Source organism: Streptomyces asiaticus, assembly GCF_018138715.1.
Taxonomy (GTDB): Bacteria; Actinomycetota; Actinomycetes; order Streptomycetales; family Streptomycetaceae; genus Streptomyces; species Streptomyces asiaticus.
Genome location: NZ_JAGSHX010000001.1, coordinates 261,301 through 276,335, shown reverse-complemented (window position 1 = coordinate 276,335; position 15,035 = coordinate 261,301). Strand labels below are relative to the sequence as shown.

The 15,035-nt window shown below is 71.3% G+C and carries 1 protein-coding gene; it reads right to left on the bottom strand.

Features of this window, described 5'->3' with window-relative positions:
- Positions 1 to 19 precede the first annotated feature (19 nt).
- Positions 20 to 14,995 carry a type I polyketide synthase gene (locus KHP12_RS00730; RefSeq protein ID WP_211831238.1) on the bottom strand — a complete coding sequence of 4,992 codons (14,976 nt, stop codon included), beginning with the start codon at positions 14,993 to 14,995 and terminating at the stop codon, positions 20 to 22.
- Between the last annotated feature and the right edge of the window lie 40 nt (positions 14,996 to 15,035).

Genomic DNA, 15,035 nt, shown 5'->3' with positions numbered 1-15,035 from the left:
ACGAGGTCTTGGGCAGGATTCAGGAAAGGCCGAGTTCCTGGTCGATGAAGTCGAACAGCTCGTCGTTGGAGGACGATCCGATCCGTTCGGCCACATCCGCGGTGGCGTCGACGCTCTCGGGGGCGTCATCCAGCTTGTTCAGGAACTCCCTCAGCCGTTCGGCCACCTTCGCCCGTACCTCACCCTCGGAGCCGAGCGCCGACAGGGTGGACTCCAGTCGGTCGAGTTCTCCGAAGACGGGCTCGGTCACGGGCCCGTCGGCGGGGGTGACCTCCTCGAGCAGAACCCGTGCGAGCGCCGTCGGGTTCGGGTAGTCGAACACCAGGGTCGCCGGCAGCCGCAGCCCGGTCTCCGCGTTGAGACGGTTCCGCAGTTCCACCGTGGTCAGGGAGTCGAATCCCATGTCCTTGAACGCGTGTTCCGGCTCGATCGCCTCTCCCGACGGGTAGCCGAGGACAACGGCCGTCTGGTCGCACACCAGGTCCATGAGGACGCGCTCGCGCTCCGCTTCGGACTTCCCGGCCAGGTGCTGCTTGAGCGCGGCGGCCGGATCGGCGACCGGCTCCACGGCCCTCCGCGCGCGTGCGCGCACCAGTCCGCGCAGCAGCGCGTGTACCGGCTCGCCCATCGAGGACATGTCCATGGTGATGGGCACCAGGACGGCGTCGTCGAGATAGCGGGTCGCGTCGAACAGCGCGAGTCCGGCCTCGGGGGTGAGGGCGACCATGCCGTTCCTGGTCATCCGGGTGATATCGCTGTCGGCCAGTTCGGTGGTCATGCCGCCGTCCTGCGTCCACGGCCCCCATGCGAGCGAGGTGGCCGGGAGCCCCGCGGCCCTGCGGTGCTGGGCCAGGGCGTCCATGAACGCGTTGGCCGCCGCGTAGTTGGCCTGGCCGGCGCTGCCGAACGTACCGGAGGCGGAAGAGAACAGGATGAAGGCGGCGAGGTCCAGGTCGCGGGTGAGCTCGTGCAGGTGCAGCGCGGCGTCCACCTTCGGACGCAGCACCTTGTCCACCCGCTCCGGCGTCAGCGACTCCACCACACCGTCATCCAGCACACCCGCCGCATGCACCACCGCCGACAGCGGATGCTCCGAACCGATCCCCGCCAGCAGCTTCTCCACCGCGGCCCGGTCGGCGACATCACACGCCACCACCCGCGCCTCGGCACCCAGCCCGGCCAGCTCCGCCACCAACTCCGCCGCACCCGGCGCCTCCACGCCACGACGACTCGTCAGCACCAGACGCTCAACCCCGTGATCCACCACCAGATGACGGGCCAGCAACGCACCCAGACCACCCGTACCACCCGTGATCAGCACCGTCCCCGGACCATCCAGCGTCCGCGGGGCGTCGCCGCCCGAGGAGACCCGCGCCAAGCGCAGACCGAGCACCGTTCCCTCGCGGACCGCGACCTGCGGCTCCTCGGAGGCGAGCGCCGACCGTAGCGCCGAGGACACGTCCCCGTGCTCCTCCGGGTCGAGGTCGACCAGGAGGAACTTCCCGGGATGCTCGCTCTGCGCGGAGCGCAGCAGACCCCACACGGCTGCCTCGGCAGGGGTGCGCACGTGGTCGGAGGGTCGGACACCCATCGCGCCGCGGGTCACGAACACCAGGTAGGAGTCGGCGAACCGCTCATCGGTGACCCACGACCGCACCAGGTCCAACGCCCGATAGGCGACGCCACGCACCCGCCCCGCCAGGTCGTCGTCGTCATCGATGCCAACCGCCTCCGCGGTGCCCGTGACCATGACGACGTCCGGTACGGCGGCGCCGGACTCGATCGCCTCGCGCATCGCGGTCAGATCCGCGTATGCCTCCACGTCGGCACCCGCCGTCTCCAAGCCGGAGCGCACCCCCAGACCGTCCGTGCCCAGCACGGCCCACGTCCCTTCGGACGCGGGAGCCGGCGCGGCGACGGGAACGGGGGTCCACTCCAGACGGAAGAGCGAGTTATGCACGGCCGTCGTGGAACCGGGCGCCTGGATCTGCCCGTCCGCCACCAGTCGCAGCGCCAGGGAGTCGACGGAGGCCACGTGACGGCCGGTTCCGTCGGCGACCTGGAGGCGGATCGAGTCAGGCCCGAGCGAGCTGAGGCGCACCCTCAACTCCGGGGCGCCCACGGCCCGCAGCGAGACACCGGTCCAGGAGAACGGAAGCCTCGCGGGCATCGGCTCCTCCCGCGGTACGAACATGACGGCGTGAAGCGCCGCATCCAGCAGAGCCGGGTGCAGCCCGAACTCCTCGGCGTCCGCGGCGTTCTCCTTGGGCAGACGGACCTCGGCGAAGACCTCGTCACCACGGCCCCACACGGACCGCAGCCCTTGGAAGATCGGACCGTAACCGAAGCCGCCCTCGTTCATCCGGCCGTAGACGTCCCCGATGTCGATCGGCTCCGCGCCCTCCGGGGGCCATACGGTGAGATCGGCCTGCCCGGTCTCCTGCCGTGCGCCGCCCGGCGACAGCAGACCGAAGGCGTTCTGTGTCCACGGCTGTGTCACGGTGCCGTCTTCCAGCCGCGAGTAGACGTTCAGCGCACGCGCGCCGCTCTCGTCCGGCCCGCTCACCGCGAGTTGGAGGTGCACCGCGCCCTGTTCGGGCAGCGCGAGGGGCGCCGTGAGGGTCAGCTCCTCGACCCGATCACAGCCCACCTTCTCGGCAGCGTGCAACGCCAGTTCGAGGAAGGCGGTGCCGGGCAGGAGAATCGTGCCCTGAACCATGTGGTCAACGAGCCACGGATGGGTCTGCGGCGAGAGACGGCCGGTGAACAGGAAGCCGTCCGTGCCGGGCAGTTCGACGGCAGCGCCCAGCAACGGGTGCACCGGCGGGGTGAGCCCCACGGCGGTGACATCGCCGACGAACGTCGTCGGGGCCTCCAGCCAGTAGCGATCCCGCTGGAAGGCGTACGTCGGCAGGTCGATCCGGCGGGCGCCGTATCCGGCGAACACCTTCGGCCAGTCGACGTCGGGCCCGTTGACATGAACCTCGGCGATCGAGGTCAGGAACCGTCCCAGACCGCCCTCGTCGCGGCGCAGCGTGCCCACGACCACGGCCCGGGCCTCGGCGGCCTCGACGGTCTGCTCAACGGGAAGGGTGAGCACCGGATGCGGGCTCACCTCGATGAACACACCGTGGCCGCTGCCGAGCAGGGTACGGGTGGTGGCCTCCAGCTCAACGGTCTGCCGCAGGTTGCGGTACCAGTACTCCGCGTCCAGACCGGCGGTGTCCATCAGCTCACCGGAGACCGTGGAGTAGAACGGCACCTCCGAGGAACGCGGCTCGAGGTCCGCCAGAACCTTCAGCAGCTCCTCGTGAATCGCCTCCACATGCGCGGAGTGCGAGGCGTAGTCCACCGGAACCCGGCGAACCCGGACATCCTCACCCTCAAGCCGCGCGACCATCTCGTCCAGCGCCCCCGGATCACCGGAGACGACCACCGAGCCGGGGCCGTTGACCGCGGCGACCGAGATCGCGCCGTCCCAGGCGGCGATACGGTCCTTGACCTGGTCGACCGGCAGTCCGACGGACACCATGCCACCACGGCCGGCCAGACCCGCGGCGATGGCCTGCGAGCGCAGGGTCACCACCTTCGCGGCGTCCTGGAGCGAAAGCGCACCCGCCACACAGGCCGCCGCGATCTCGCCCTGGCTGTGACCCATGACGGCGTCGGGCTCGACGCCCATCGAACGCCACAGCTTCGCCAGCGACACCATCACCGCGAACAGCACCGGCTGGACCACATCCACCCGGTCGAATCCGGGAGCGCCGTCGGCGCCACGCAGCACCTCGGTCAGCGACCAGTCCACGTAGGCCGACAGGGCCGTCTCACACTCGCCGATCGCCTCGGCGAACACCGGCGAGGACTCCAACAGCCCCACCGCCATGCCCATCCACTGCGCACCCTGGCCGGGGAAGACGAACACCGTCTTACCGGCCCTCCCCGCCACACCGCGCACCACACTCGGCGCGGTCCCGCCCCGCATGACGGCCTCAAGGCCGCGCAGGAGCTCCTCATGGTCCTCACCGACCAACACGGCCCGGTGGTCGAAGAGCGATCGGGTCGCCGCCAGGGAGTAGCCGACATCCACAACGACCGCGGAATCGTCGACAGCCGAGGCCAGCTGACCGAGCAGCCGTTCGGCCTGGCCCCGAAGAGCCGCCTCGGTCTTACCGGACAGGACCCAAGGAACCGGGCCCGCGGTGGAGCCCGCGACATCCCCCGCCTGCTCCGTACCGGGCCCGTCAGCGGTCGGCGCCTGCTCGATGATCACATGCGCGTTGGTGCCACTCACCCCGAACGCGGACACTGCCGCCCTGCGCACACGGCCCGTCTCCGGCCAGGGCGTCGCCTCGGTCAGCAGCTCGACATCACCCGCCGACCAATCCACATGCGGCGACGCCTCATCCACATGCAACGTCTTGGGAAGCTTGCCCTCCCGCATCGCCATGACCATCTTGATCACACCAGCCACACCGGAGGCGGCCTGGGTGTGCCCGATGTTCGACTTCAACGCGCCCAGCAGCAGCGGCTGCCCCTCGGCGCGCTCCTGACCATAGGTGGCCAGCAGCGCCTGAGCCTCGATCGGGTCACCCAGCGAGGTGCCCGTACCGTGCGCCTCCACCGCGTCCACCTCGGCGGCCGAGAGACGAGCGTTGGCCAGCGCCTGGCGGATCACCCGCTGCTGCGACGGACCGTTCGGCGCGGTCAGACCATTCGACGCACCGTCCTGGTTCACCGCCGAGCCCCGCACCACCGCAAGCACCTGGTGGCCGTTGCGCTCCGCGTCCGAGAGCCGCTCCACGAGCAGCACATCGACACCCTCGCTCCAGCCCGTACCGTCCGCCGCGGCCGAGAACGGCTTGCACCGGCCGTCGGGGGCGAGCCCGCCCTGCCGGCTGAACTCGACGAACGCCATCGGAGTCGCCATCACGGCCACACCGCCGACCAGCGCCATGGAGCACTCGCCCTGACGCAGCGACTGACAGGCCAGATGCAGGGCCACCAGCGAGGAGGAGCAGGCCGTGTCCACCGTGACGGCGGGGCCCTCCAGACCGTAGGTGTAGGAGAGACGGCCGGAGACGACACTGCCGGAGTTACCGGTCAGCAGATGGCCCTCGACGTCCTCGGGCACCGTCTCCAGGTTGGCGCCGTAACCGGAGCCCGAGGAGCCGACGAACACGCCGACCTGGCTGCCCTTCAGCGACGCGGGGTTGATGCCCGCCCGCTCGAACGCCTCCCAGGAGGTCTCCAGCAGCAGCCGCTGCTGCGGGTCGGTCGCCAGCGCCTCACGCGGCGAGATCCCGAAGAACCCGGGGTCGAACTCGGCCGCGTCGTACAGGAATCCGCCTTCACGGACGTAGAACCCGCCCGACTGCTCCGGGTCCGGGTCGTACATGCCCAGGTCCCAGCCGCGGTCCGACGGGAAGGAGGAGATGGCGTCACTGCCGCTCTCGACCAGCTGCCACAGGCCCTCCGGGCTGCGCACCCCGCCGGGGAAGCGGCAGCTCATGGAGACGATCGCGATGGGTTCGTCGGCCGCGCCGGAACCGGCGGGCGCCCCGGACCCGGCGGCGATCGCCGGGGACGACGCCCCCAGCGCCTCGGTCCGCAGATACGCCGCGAGCACCGTGGCGCTGGGGTAGTCGAAGACCAGCGTGGCGGGAAGGCTGAGACCGGTCTCCGCGGCCAGCCGGTCGCGGAACTCCAACGCTGTGAGCGAGTCGAAACCCAGCTCCTTGAAGGCCCGCCCGGGCTCAACCGCCTCCGTGCCGGTGAATCCCAACACCGCGGCAGCATGGTCCCGGACCAGATCGAGCAGGACCCGGTCGGTCTGGGCCCCGGTCAGCCCCGCCAGCCGCTCCCGCAACGCCGCACCCGCACCGAGCCCGGCGTCCTCGGTCTCCCCGGCCTCCGCCAGCACCCGCTCGACCTCGGGCAGATCACCGATCAGCGGACTCGGCCGCCCCATGGTGAACGAGGGGGCGAACCGCTCCCAGTCCACATCGGCGACCGCCACCACACCGTCATCACCCGCGACCGCCCCCTGCAACGCGGCGATCGCCAGGTCAGGCGCCATCGCGGGCAGACCACGCCGCGCCAACTGCTCGCCACCATCGCCCTCCGCCATACCGCCCTCGGCCCAGGGGCCCCAGGCCACGGCGGTACCGGCAAGATCCCGCCCGCGACGCTCCTCCACCAGAGCGTCCAGATAGGCATTGGCCGCGCTGTACCCGGCCTGACCGCCACTGCCCCACACACCCGCGATCGACGAGAAGACCACGAACGCGTCCAGCTCGCGGTCGCCGAGCAGCTCATCCAGGTTGACGGCGCCGGCCACCTTGCCGGAGACCACGTCGGCGACGTCGGCCAACCCGGTCTCCATCAGCGGCGCCACCCCGTTGGTGCCCGCCGCGTGCACGACCGCCGTCAGCGGATACTCCGCAGGAACGGCGTCCAGCACCGCGGCCAGCTGCCCACGGTCGGCCACATCACAGGCCGCCACGGTCACCCGGGCACCCAGCGCCTCCAACTCATCGCGCAGCTCGGACGCGCCCGGCGCGTCAAGACCCCGACGGCTGGTCAGCACCAGATGCTCGGCACCACTACGCGCCAGCCAGCGCGCCACATGACCACCCAGCGCACCCGTACCACCGGTCACCAGCACCGTGCCGCGCGCCCGCCACGAGGTCCCCTCACCGACAGCCGCGGCCGACCGCACCAGACGACGCGCGAGCACACCCGAGCCGCGCACCGCCACCTGGTCCTCGCCGCCCCCGGCGGACAGCACACCCGCCAGCCGCGCCACCGCACGCTCATCCAGCGACTCCGGCAGATCGACCACACCACCCCACAGCTGGGGCAGCTCCAGCGCGGCCACCCGGCCCAGCGCCCACACCATCGCCTGCGTCGGATGGCTGAGCTTCTCGGAACGGCCCACCGACACGGCGCCACGCGTTCCGGACCACACCAAAGCCTCGACACGCGCCTCGACCATGGCCCGCACCAGGGACAGCGTCAGGGCGAGGCCGTTCGACAGCGCCGGGTGCGCCGGGCAGGGGTCCTCGTCCAAGGCGAGCAGCGACAGCACACCACCCGGCTCGGACACCTCCGCGACCGCCTCGCGCAGCCGCTCCGCCAACGCGTCCGTGTCAAGGTGCCGTTCGTCCACCACGACCGGCACCACACCCGCGCCATGCCGCTCGAGCCCGGCGACAACCCCCGAGACCAGCTCGTCCTCCGCGCGGGACGCCGGAACGACCACCAGCCACGTCCCCGACAGCGAGCCGTCGGCGGCGTCGGGGACCGGCTTCCACGACACCCGATAACGCCAGCCATCGACAATGGACCGGTCACGGCTGTTGCGGTGGTACGCCGACAGAGCCGGCAGCACCGCGCTCAGCGGCGTCTCGGCATCGACGTCGAGCGTCTCGGTGAGCGTTTCGAGATCCTCACGCTCGACCACCTCCCAGAACCGCGTATCCACCGACGGGGCGAACCCCGCGGCGGTGAAATCGCTGGGGAACGTCAGGCTCTCCAGCCAGTAGCGCTCCCGCTGGAAGGCGTACGTGGGCAGGTCGACCTTCCGCGCGCCACGTCCCGCGAAGGCCTGTTCCCAGTCCACTCCGACGCCGTTCACGTGGAGCTCGGCCAGCGCCGTCGTCAGCGCCCGCGTCTCGGGACGGTTCTTGCGCAGCACCGGCACCACGACGGGAGCCGAAGTCTCCTCCGCCGTCAGGCACTCCCTCGCCATCGCGGTCAGCACTCCATCGGGGCCGACCTCGACGAACCGGGAGACGCCCTGCTCCTCGAGCGCCCGCACGCCGTCCGCGAACCGCACCGCCTCCCGCACATGGCGGACCCAGTACTCCGCGGAGCACACCTCATCGGCGGCGGCCGGCTGACCGGTCACGTTGGATACCAGGGCGATCCTCGGCGAGGCGAAGGACAACTCTTCGACGACCTTGCGGAAGTCGCCGAGCATCGCGTCCATGCGGGGCGAGTGGAAGGCGTGGCTGACCCGCAGCCGGCGGGTCTTGCGGCCCTGCCGCTCCCACTCGGCGGCGATCTCCAGCGCCGGTGCCTCGTCGCCCGCGATGACCACGGAGGTCGGGCCGTTGACGGCGGCGATGCTCACCTCGGCCTCACGGCCGGTGAGCGATCCGGAGATCTCCTCCTCCGACGCCTGGACCGCCACCATCGCGCCGCCCTCGGGGAGCGCCTGCATCAGCCGGCCACGGGCCGCCACCAGGGCGCACGCGTCCTCCAGCGAGAACACCCCGGCCACGTGGGCGGCGGCGATCTCACCGATGGAGTGGCCGATGAGCACGTCCGGGCGGACACCCCAGTGCTCCAGCAGCCGGAACAGCGCCACCTCGACGGCGAACAGCGCGGGCTGGGTGAACGCCGTCCGGTCCAGCAGCTCGGCGTCCGCGCTCTCCTCCGCCGCGAACACCACCTCCCGCAGCGGGCGGTCGAGCAGACCGTCCAGGTGGGCGCACACCTCGTCCCACGCGTCGGCGAACACCGGGAAGGCGTCGTACAGCTCCCGGCCCATCCCGAGGCGCTGCGCACCCTGGCCCGAGAACAGGAACGCCGTCTTGCCGGCCGCCCCCGCCACGCCGCGTACGACGCCGGGCGCGGTCTCGCCCTTCGCGAGGGCTTCGAGGCCGCGCAGCATGGCCGCGCGATCCTCGCCGACCAGGGCAGCCCGGTGGTCGAAGAGAGACCGGCTCGTCACGAGGGAATAGCCGATGTCCACGGTGGGCATGAACTCTTCGGTGGCCGTGGCCAGTTGGTTCCGCAGCCGCTCGGCCTGATCCCGGAGGGCGGCGTCGGTCCTGCCGGACAGGATCCACGGCACCGGGACCGCGGTGGCGCCCGGTGCCTCTTCGGCCCGTGGCGCCTCCGGCTCGTCGGAAACCGGCGCCTGCTCGATGATGGTGTGCGCGTTGGTGCCGCTCACGCCGAAGGCGGAGACCGCCGCCCTGCGCGGGTGGCCCCGCTCCGGCCAGGGCACCGCCTCGGTCAGCAGTTCCACGTCGCCCGCCGACCAGTCCACATGCGGCGACGCCTCGTCCACGTGCAGCGTCTTGGGAAGGGTGCCTTCGCGCATGGCCATCACCATCTTGATGACCCCGGCGACACCGGCGGCGGCCTGCGTATGACCGATGTTGGACTTGATGGCGCCCAGCAGCAGCGGCTGGCCCTCGGGGCGGCCCTGGCCGTAGGTGGCCAGCAGCGCCTGCGCCTCGATCGGGTCACCGAGGGGAGTGCCGGTGCCATGGGCCTCGACCACGTCCACGTCGGCGGAGACCAGCCGGGCGCCGGCCAGCGTCTGCTCGATCAGCCGCTGCTGCGACGGGCCGTTCGGCGCCGTCAGACCGTTGGACGCACCGTCCTGGTTGATGGCCGAACCCCGGATGACGGCCAGCACCTTGTGGCCGTTGCGCTGGGCGTCCGACAGCCGCTCCACGAGCAGCATGCCCACGCCCTCGGACCAGCCGGTGCCGTCGGCCGATGCGGCGAACGCCTTGCACCGCCCGTCGAAGGACAGCACGCGCTGGGCGCTGAACTCGACGAACGTGCCCGGTGTGGCCATGATCGTCACACCGCCGGCCAGCGCCACGGAGGACTCGCCCTGCCGCAACGACTGGCAGGCCAGGTGCAGGGCGACCAGCGACGAGGAGCACGCGGTGTCCACCGTGACGGCCGGCCCCTCGAAGCCGAAGGTGTAGGAGATGCGGCCGGACGAGACGCTGGGGGCGCTGCCGAGTCCGAGGTACCCCTCCACTCCCTCGGTGTCGCTCAGGATGCGCGAGCCGTAGTCGTGGTAGTTGGAGCCGACGAAGACTCCGGTCTGGCTTCCGCGCAGCGCCACGGGGTCGATGCCGGCGCGCTCGAACGCCTCCCAGGAGGTCTCCAGCAGCAGCCGCTGCTGCGGGTCGATCGCCATGGCCTCACGCGGCGAGATCCCGAAGAAGCCCGGGTCGAAGTGGCCGACCTCGTCGAGGAAGCCGCCCGCCTGGACGTAGCTGGTGCCGGACTTCTCGGGGTCCGGGTCGTAGAGACCGTCGATGTCCCAGCCGCGGTCCTCGGGGAACGCCGAGATCACGTCCCCTTCGGCCATCAGCAGGTTCCACAGATCCTCGGGGCTGCGCACCCCGCCGGGGAACCGGCAGCTCATGCCGATGATGGCGATGGGCTCATCGGTGGCCATGGGCTTGTCGTCCGGCCGCTGGGGTGCGGCGGCGGTGCCGCCCGACGTGACCGGCTGGTCGCCGAACATCTCGGTGTACAGGTACCGGGCCAGAACCGTGGCGGTCGGGTAGTCGAAGACACAGGTGACCGGCAGCCGGAGGCCGGTGACCACGCCGAGGCGGTTGCGCAGCTCGACGGCGGTCAGCGAGTCGAAGCCGAGGTCGCGGAAGGCACGGTCGGCATCCACCGCGTCCGCGCTGTCGTAACCGAGGACGTCGGCGGCCTGGTTGCGTACCAGCTCCAGGAGGAGCCCCGGCTGCTCGGCAGGGGACAGCTTCGCCATCTCCCGGCGCAGCACGGAAATGGCGTCGTCGCCGTCGCCGGTGTCCGCGCCGGTGGCGGCAGCGGGGCGGTTCAGCTCGGGCAGCTCACGGAACAGCGCGCTCGGGCGTGAACCGACGAACTCCGGCCGGAAGCGATCCCAGTCGATCTCGGCGATGACCAGGAAGGTCTCGTCCAGTTCAAGTGCCTGCTGCATGCCGGAGATCGCCAGCTCTGGCACCATTCCGACCATGCCGGAACGGTCCATCCGCTCGCCGACCTCGCCGGATCCGAGGCCGCCTCCGGCCCAGGCGCCCCAGGCGATGGACGTGGCCGGTAGCCCGTCCGCGCGCCGCTGCAACGCCAGCGCGTCGAGGTAGGCGTTACCCGCCGCGTAGCTGCCCTGGCCGGGGCCGCCCAAGGTGCCCGCCCCGGAGGAGAACAGCACGAAGGCGGACAGGTCCATCCCGGCGGTCAGCTCATGGAGGTTCCGCGTGGCGTCCACCTTCGGGCGCAGCACCCCGGCCGCCCGGCGCACCGTGAGGGCGTCCACCACGCCGTCATCCAGCACACCGGCCGTGTGCACCACGGCGGTCAGCGGGAACTCCGGTGGGATCGCCTGCAGCACCGCGTCCAGCGCGTCACGGTCCGCCGCGTCACACGCCGCGATCGTCACCCGGGCGCCCATGGCCTCCAGCTCCGCCTTCAGCTCGGCGGCGCCCTCGGCCTCCATACCACTGCGGCTGGTCAGCACCAGATGCTCGGCACCCGTACGCGCCAGCCAGCGGGCGACATGACCGCCCAGCGCACCCGTACCGCCGGTGACCAGCACGGAACCGCGGCTCTGCCAGGACCCCCGACCCTCGACGTCCTCAGCCGCCGAGGCCCGCGCCATGCGCTTGGCGAACACACCGGAGCCGCGCACCGCGACCTGGTCCTCGCCGTCCGTGCCCGCCAGCACTCCGGCCAGACGGGCCACCGCGCGGCCGTCCATGGTCTCGGGCAGATCGACCGCGCCGCCCCAGCGCTGGGGGTACTCCGCCCCCACGATCCGGCCCAACCCCCACACCATCGCCTGCACCGGGCTCACCAGCCGGTCGGACCGCCCCACCGACACCGCACCCCGGGTGCCGCACCACAGCGGAGCCACCACACCCGCGTCACCGAGCCCCTGGACCAGCGCCACCGTGGCCGCCAGGCCGGCGGGCACCACCTCGAACGTCGTGTGCCCCGACTCGTCCAGCCCCAGCAGCGAGAAAACGCCCGCCACGTCCGAAGACTCCGCCTCGGCCTCGTCGAGCGCCGCCCGCAGCCGCTCCGCCACGGTCCAGCGGTCGTTGCCCGATCCGTCCAGCACCACCTGGACGACGTCGGCACCGCTTGTCCCCAGCCCGTTCACCGTGGCGGTCACGAGGGCATCGTCGGCGTGCGACGCGGGGAGGACCACGAGCCAGGTGCCCGAGAGGGCCGCCTCGGTGGAGGACGGCAGTGGCTTCCAGACCACCTTGTAACGCCAACCGTCCACCGTGTTCTGCTCACGCCGCTGACGCCGCCAGGACGACAGCGCCGGAAGCAACGCCATCAACGACGACTGCTGCTCCTCGTCCTCCACCGCCAGCGTGCGGACCAGCGCCTCCAGATCCTCGCGCTCCACCGCCTCCCAGAAGCGGGCGTCCACCGCGTCCGCGGCCAGACCGTCGGCGGCGGACATCTCCGCGGCCGACACATCCAGCCAGTACCGCTGGCGCCGGAAGGCGTAGGTCGGCAGCTCCACCCGGCGGGCGCCACGGCCCTCCAGCAGGGCGGGCCAATCCACCGCGACGCCCCGCACGAACACCTCGGCAGCGGAGGTCAGGAACCGCTCCAGGCCGCCCTCGTCGCGCCGCAGTGTGCCCACGACCACGGCCTGGGCCTCAGCGGCCTCCACCGTCTGCTGAATCGGAAGCGTGAGCACCGGGTGCGGGCTGGCCTCGATGAACACGCCGTGGCCGTCATCCAACAGCTTTCGGGTGGTGGCCTCCAGCTCAACGGTCTGCCGCAGGTTGCGGTACCAGTACTCCGCGCCCAGGCCGACGGTGTCCACCAGCTCACCGGAGACCGTCGAGTAGAACGGCACCTCCGAGGAACGCGGCGCGATGTCCGCCAGGACCTCCAGCAGCTCCTCGTGAATCGCCTCCACATGCGCGGAGTGCGAGGCATAGTCCACCGGAACCCGGCGAACCCGGATCTCCTCGCCCTCCAGCCGCGCGACCATCTCATCCAGCGCACCCGGATCACCGGAGACCACGACCGAACCGGGACCGTTGACCGCCGCCACCGAAATCGCGCCGTCCCACGCGGCGATGCGCTCCCGCACCTGATCGACCGGCAGCCCGACCGACACCATGCCACCACGGCCCGCGAGACCCGCCGCGATCGCCTGCGACCGCAACGCCACCACCTTCGCCGCATCCTCCAGCGAGAGCGCACCCGCCACACACGCCGCCGCGATCTCACCCTGACTGTGACCCATCACCGCGTCCGGCACCACACCCACCGAACGCCACAGCCTCGCCAGCGACACCATCACCGCGAACAACACCGGCTGAACGACATCCACCCGGTCGAAACCAGGAGCACCCTCAGCCTCGCGCAGCACATCCGTCAACGACCAGTCCACATACGCCGACAGAGCCGACTCACACTCGGCTATCGCCTCGGCGAACACCGGCGAGGACTCCAGCAGCCCCACCGCCATACCCACCCACTGCGCCCCCTGACCGGGGAACACGAACACCGAACGGCCGGCGTCTCCGGTCCTCCCCCGCACCACTCCGTTCGACGTGGTGGCGTCCTCGGCGACCGCCTCCAGCCGCTGCAGGAGCTCCTCGCGGCCGGTCCCGGTCACCACGGCACGGTGCTCGAAGGCGGACCTGGTGGTGGCCAGCGAGAGCGCCACGTCCGCCGTGCCCAACTCCGGGCGCTCGGTGAGGAACGCGCGGAGCTGCCCGGCCTGCGCCCGCAGCCCCTCGGCGCCACGGCCCGACACGACCCATGCCACCGGACCGTCAGTGACCTCGCCCTCGGCGACCTCAGCCGCCTCGGACTGCGGGGCCTGCTCCAGGATGGTGTGCGCGTTGGTGCCGCTCATGCCGAACGAGGACACGGCGGCGCGACGCGGGTGGTCCCGGTCCGGCCACGGGGTCGACTCGTGCAGCAGGGACACGGCGCCGCCGGTCCAGTCGATGTGCGGCGAGGGCTCCTCCGCGTGGAGCGTCTTGGGCAGCACACCCTCGCGCATGGCCATCACCATCTTGATGACCCCGGCGACACCGGCTGCGGCCTGTGTGTGCCCGATGTTCGACTTGATGCCGCCCAGCCACAGCGGCTGATCCGCAGGCCGGTCCTGCCCGTACGTGGCCATCAGCGCCTGCGCCTCGATCGGGTCACCCAGGGTGGTGCCCGTCCCGTGCGCCTCCACCGCGTCCACCTCGGCGGCCGACAGCCGGGCGCTGGTCAGTGCCTGCCGGATGACCCGCTGCTGCGAGATGCCGTTGGGAGCCGTCAGACCGTTGGACGCGCCGTCCTGGTTGATCGCCGAACCCCGGACGATGGCCAGCACCTCGTGGCCGTTGCGCCGGGCGTCGGACAGCCGCTCCACGAGCAGCATGCCGACGCCCTCGCCCCAGCCGGTGCCGTCGGCCGCGGCCCCGAACGGCTTGCACCGGCCGTCGGCCGCCAAGCCGCGCTGCCTGCTGAACTGGACGAACGCCGACGGAGTGGACATCACCGTGACGCCACCGGCCAGCGCGAGTGTGCATTCGCGCTGACGCAGTGCCTGAACGGCCAGATGCAGGGCCACCAGGGAGGACGAGCACGCGGTGTCCACCGAAAGCGCGGGTCCCTCAAGACCCATGGTGTAGGAGATACGGCCGGAGACGATGCTCGCCGCGTTGCCGGTGCCCGAGTGGCCCTCGACGTCGTCGAGACTCTCGGAGGCACCGAGCATGAGCATGGAGTAGTCCTGGCCATTGGTCCCGACGAAGACGCCGGTCCTGCTGCCACGCAGGGACATCGGGTCGATACCCGCCCGCTCGACCGCCTCCCACGACGTCTCCAACAGCAATCGCTGCTGCGGGTCCATCGACAGCGCCTCACGCGGCGAGATTCCGAAGAACGCCGGATCGAACTGGTCGGCCTTCTCCAGGAATCCGCCTGCGGTCGTGTAGCTGGTGCCGGGGCGGTCCGGGTCCTCGTGGTAGAGGGCATCGATATCCCAACCCCGGTCCGTGGGGAATTCCGAGATGGCGTCGGTACCGTCCGCCACCATGCGCCACAGATCTTCGGGGGAGCTCACGCCTCCAGGGAACCGGCAGCTCATGGCGACGATCGCGATCGGTTCCTGGTCGGCTGACTCGGCCTCGAGAAGGCGCTGGCGAGTCTGCTGGAGGTCCGCGGTCACCCGCTTGAGATAGTCGAGAAGCTTTTCTTCGTTCATTGCGATATCACCCAGTAAGTAGTAAGGAGCGATCCTCGGG